Origin of the sequence: Streptomyces sp. SID5785 (assembly GCF_009870065.1) — a bacterium.
GTDB lineage: Bacteria > Actinomycetota > Actinomycetes > Streptomycetales > Streptomycetaceae > Streptomyces.
The window spans coordinates 1-4,212 of record NZ_WWIA01000469.1 but is presented as its reverse complement, the minus strand read 5'-3'; the positions used below and the strand labels follow the sequence as shown (position 1 = coordinate 4,212).

Genomic DNA, 4,212 nt, shown 5'->3' with positions numbered 1-4,212 from the left:
CCTCACCACGTTCCGGGACGTCGAGTGGAACGCCCCGTACTACGCCCGGCTCGGCTTCCGCGTCCTGGCGGAGGACGAGGTGACCCCGGGCCTCGCCCGGATCCGGGCGGCCGAGGCGGCGCACGGCCTCGACCGCTGGCCCCGGGTGTGCATGCGGCGGGAGCTGTGACGGACCCGCCGCCCGGATCCGGGCGAGCCCCGGGGGACTGGCCCGGGCGCTACTCCCCGTAGCCCTCGCGCAGTTCGACCTTGCGGACCTTGCCGCTGACCGTCATGGGGAAGGACTCCAGGATCCGCAGCCGGCTCGGCACCTTGTAGTGCGCCAGCCGGTCCTTGCAGTACGCGCGCAGCTCGTCGAGGGTCAGCGCCTGCTCCGGGTCGCGCAGGATGACGCAGGCGAGGACCTCCTCCCCGTACTTCTCGTCGGGGACGCCCACGACCTGTACGTCGGCGATGCGCGGGTGCCCGTAGAGGAACTCCTCGACCTCGCGCGGGTAGATGTTCTCGCCGCCGCGGATGATCATGTCCTTGATGCGGCCGACGATCTGCGCGTAGCCGTCCTCGCGGAGCACGGCGAGATCGCCGGTGTGCATCCACCGGCCCGCGTCGACGGCCTCGGCCGTCTTCTCCGGCTCCTCCCAGTAGCCGAGCATCACGCTGTAGCCGCGGGTGCACAGCTCGCCCGCCTCGCCGCGGGGCAGGGTGACGCCGGTGACGGGGTCGACGACCTTGACCTCGATGTGCGGCAGGACGCGGCCGACGGTGCCGGTGCGGCGCTCCAGGTTGTCGTCGCGGCGCGTCTGGAGCGACACCGGCGACGTCTCCGTCATGCCGTAGCAGATCGACACCTCGGCCATGTGCATCTCGGCGACGACCCGTTTCATCACCTCGACCGGGCACGGGGAGCCCGCCATGATGCCGGTGCGCAGGCTGCTCAGGTCGTACGCGGCGAAGTCCGGCAGGTTCAGTTCGGCGATGAACATCGTCGGCACGCCGTACAGCGACGTGCACGCCTCCTGCTGCACGGCCCGCAGGGTCGCGGCCGGTTCGAAGGACGGGGCGGGGATCACGATGCAGGCGCCGTGCGAGGTCGCACCCAGATTGCCCATGACCATGCCGAAGCAGTGGTAGAAGGGCACCGGCAGGCACACCCGGTCCTGCTCCGTGTAGCCGACCGTCTCGCCCACCCAGAAGCCGTTGTTCAGGATGTTGTGGTGGGAGAGCGTGGCGCCCTTGGGGAAGCCGGTCGTGCCGGACGTGTACTGGATGTTGATCGGGTCGTCGCAGGACAGCTCGGCCTCGCGCGCGGCGAGCCGGTCCCGGTCCACCGTGTCGCCCGCCGCGACCAGCGCGTCCCAGCTGTGCTCGCCGATGAAGACCTGCTCGCGCAGCGCCGGGCACTCGTCCGCGACCGAGCGCACCAGGTCCCGGTAGTCGGTGCCCTTGTGCCCGGTCGACGCGACGAGCACCGAGATCCCCGACTGCCGCAGCACGTAGGCGAGTTCGTGTGCGCGGTAGGCCGGGTTGATGTTGACCATGATCGCGCCGATGCGCGCGGTCGCGTACTGGACGAGGACCCACTCGGCGCAGTTGACGGCCCAGATGCCGACGCGGTCGCCCTTGGCGACGCCGCGGGCGAGCAGCCCGCGGGCCAACTGCTCCACGTCGGCGCCCAGTTCGGTGTACGTCCAGCGGCGGCCGGTCGGCACGTCCACGAGTGCCTCGCGGTCCGGGAAGGCGCCGACGGCACGCTGGAGGTTGGCGCCGATGGTGTCGCCGAGCAGCGGCATGTCGCTGGTGCCATGGGCGTAGCTGGGCGCGGAGTGCGCGGAGTGTGCGGACGGCTCGGTCACCTGAAGTCCTCCTCGCGGTACTCGGCGGACGACCCCGCGGCCGTCGCCTCGCGCAGCTCGATCCGGCGGATCTTGCCGGAGACGGTCTTGGGCAGTTCGCCGAACTCGATGCGGCGCAGCCGCTTGTACGGGGCGAGGACCGCCCGCGAGTGCTCGAAGATCAGCTTCGCGGTGTCCGGGCCCGGCTCGTAGCCCTCGGCGAGGACCACGTACGCCTTCGGGACGGCGAGGCGGAGCGGGTCGGGGGCGGGCACGACGGCCGCCTCGGCGACCGCCTCGTGCTCCAGCAGGGCGCTCTCCAGCTCGAACGGGCTGATCTTGTAGTCGCTGGCCTTGAAGACGTCGTCGGCGCGGCCCACATAGGTGAGGTAGCCGTCGGCGTCGCGGGAGCCGATGTCGCCGGTGCGGTAGTAGCCGCCGGCCATCGCCTCGGCGGTGCGCTCCGGGTCGCCGTGGTAGCCCGTCATGAGGCCGACCGGGTTGTCGGACAGATCGAGGCTGATCTCTCCCTCGTCGGCACCGGGCGCGCCGGTGACCGGGTCGAGCAGCTCGACCCGGTAGCCGGGGCTGGGGCGGCCCATGGAGCCGGTCTTGAGGAGCTGGCCGGGGCTGTTGGACACCTGGACGGCGGTCTCGGTCTGGCCGAAGCCGTCCCGGATCGTGATGTTCCAGGCCCGCTTGACCTGCTCGATGACCTCGGGGTTCAGCGGCTCGCCCGCGGCGACGACCTCGCGCGGCGGGGTGCGCAGCTGGCCGAGGTCGGCCTGGATCAGCATGCGCCACACGGTGGGCGGCGCGCAGAACGAGGTCACTGCGGCCCGGTCCATCGCCGCCATCAGCCGGCCGGCGTCGAAGCGCGTGTAGTTGTACAGGAAGACGGTCGCCTCGGCGTTCCACGGCGCGAAGAAGTTCGACCAGGCGTGCTTGGCCCAGCCGGGCGAGGAGATGTTCAGGTGCACGTCGCCGGGGCGCAGACCGATCCAGTACATCGTCGCGAGATGGCCGACCGGGTACGAGACGTGGGTGTGCTCGACGAGCTTGGGGCGGGCCGTCGTGCCGGAGGTGAAGTACAGCAGGAGGGTGTCGTCGGCGCGGGTCTCGCCGTCGGGGGTGAACGTGTCCTCGGCGCCGGCGGCGTCCTCGTAGGCGAGCCAGCCCTCGGCGGGGCGCGCGGAGCCGACGACGATCCGCGAGTAGCGGCCCGGCACCGCCTCGAACTTGGCGACGTCCTCCGGGCGTACGACGACGTGCCGGGCGCCGCCGCGCTCGACCCGGTCGGTGAGGTCGGCGGGGCCGAGCAGCGGGGTCGCGGGGATGACGACGGCGCGCAGCTTCATCGCGGCGAGCATGACCTCCCACAGCTCGACCTGGTTGCCGAGCATCAGCAGGATGCGGTCGCCCGCGCCGACACCCCGGCCGCGCAGCCAGTTCGCGACCTGGTTCGAGCGGCGGCGCAGGGTGTCGAAGGAGAAGCGCGCCTCGTCGCCGTGCTCCTCGACGATGTGCAGGGCGGTCCTGTCGTTGCCGTCCGCGATGACGTCGAACCAGTCGAGGGCCCAGTTGAAGCGGTCCGGGCGGGGCCACACGAAGCCGTCGTGGGCCCGCTCGTAGTCCCCGGCGTGCCGCAGCAGGAAGTCGCGGGCCGCGCGGAACTGCTCGGTGGGCCCGTTCGCCGTCGTCATGTGCGCTCCTGTCGATCGCTGGTCCATCGCCCTTGCGGACCGTGCCTGTCATCGTGTAGTCCGTGACGCAGGTCTCACTACCCCCGAACGGGGGGAACTCCGACGGGGCCGGGGAGGGTGACGTGGGCGCAGAAGGGGCCGACGGGGTCGAGATGCGCGCCGCGCTGGCGCGGCTGCGCCGCGGCACGGGCCTGCCCGTGGCGTTCGGCGGGCTCGTCGCGGGTCCCGGGCAGGTGCGGATCGCGGAGCTGAGCGGCGCCGCGACGAACGCGCTGCGCGGCCTCGGCGTCAGTGCGGGCAACGGCCTGGGCGGCAAGGCGCTCACCCTCGCGCGCGCCTGCGCGGTCACCGACTACCAGGGCTCGCGCCACATCAGCCACGAGTACGACGGAGCTGTCTCCGCGGAGGGCCTGCGCTCCGTGCTCGCCGTGCCGGTCGTGGTGCAGCGCCGGGTGCGCGGCGTCCTGTACGGGGCGCTGCGCTCGGCCCAGCCGCTCGGCGACCGCGTCCTGGGCGCGGCGGTGGCCGCGGCGCGCGACGTGGAGCAGGCCCTCGTCGTACGGGACGAGGCGCGCTCCCTGCTGGCCGCGGCGGCGGTGCCTGCGGCGGAGGGCCCTGGCGCCTGGGAGGAGGTCCGGGAGGCGCACGGCGCGCTGCGGGCGCTCGCCCCGCGGATC

Annotated in this window: 3 protein-coding genes and 1 pseudogene; 2 read left to right on the top strand and 2 right to left on the bottom strand. The window is 72.7% G+C overall.

What is annotated here, in order from left to right:
• Positions 1 to 169, top strand: a pseudogene (locus GTW43_RS15505) (GNAT family N-acetyltransferase); the annotation flags it as partial.
• Between the two features lie 49 nt (positions 170 to 218).
• On the opposite strand, the gene GTW43_RS15500 reads toward GTW43_RS15505, so the two are convergent.
• Both GTW43_RS15500 and GTW43_RS15495 read right to left on the bottom strand, forming a co-directional pair.
• The gene (locus tag GTW43_RS15500) at positions 219 to 1,790 is read right to left on the bottom strand and encodes an AMP-binding protein (RefSeq protein WP_161302557.1); all 1,572 of its coding nucleotides are present in this window, start codon (positions 1,788 to 1,790) and stop codon (positions 219 to 221) included.
• A gap of 59 nt (positions 1,791 to 1,849) precedes the next feature.
• Complete coding sequence (locus GTW43_RS15495) at positions 1,850 to 3,535, bottom strand: AMP-binding protein (protein WP_161302553.1); 1,686 nt, start codon at positions 3,533 to 3,535, stop codon at positions 1,850 to 1,852.
• Between the two features lie 152 nt (positions 3,536 to 3,687).
• Here GTW43_RS15495 and GTW43_RS15490 point away from each other — a divergent pair.
• A partial coding sequence (locus GTW43_RS15490; protein WP_161302555.1) for a GAF domain-containing protein occupies positions 3,688 to 4,212 on the top strand: 525 nt, incomplete at its 3' end.

Coding starts and splice junctions, on each gene's coding strand:
- GTW43_RS15495 (WP_161302553.1), bottom strand. CDS start 3,535: ATGACGACGGCGAACGGGCCCACCGAGCAGTTCCGCGCGGCCCGCGAC.
- GTW43_RS15500 (WP_161302557.1), bottom strand. CDS start 1,790: ATGCCGCTGCTCGGCGACACCATCGGCGCCAACCTCCAGCGTGCCGTC.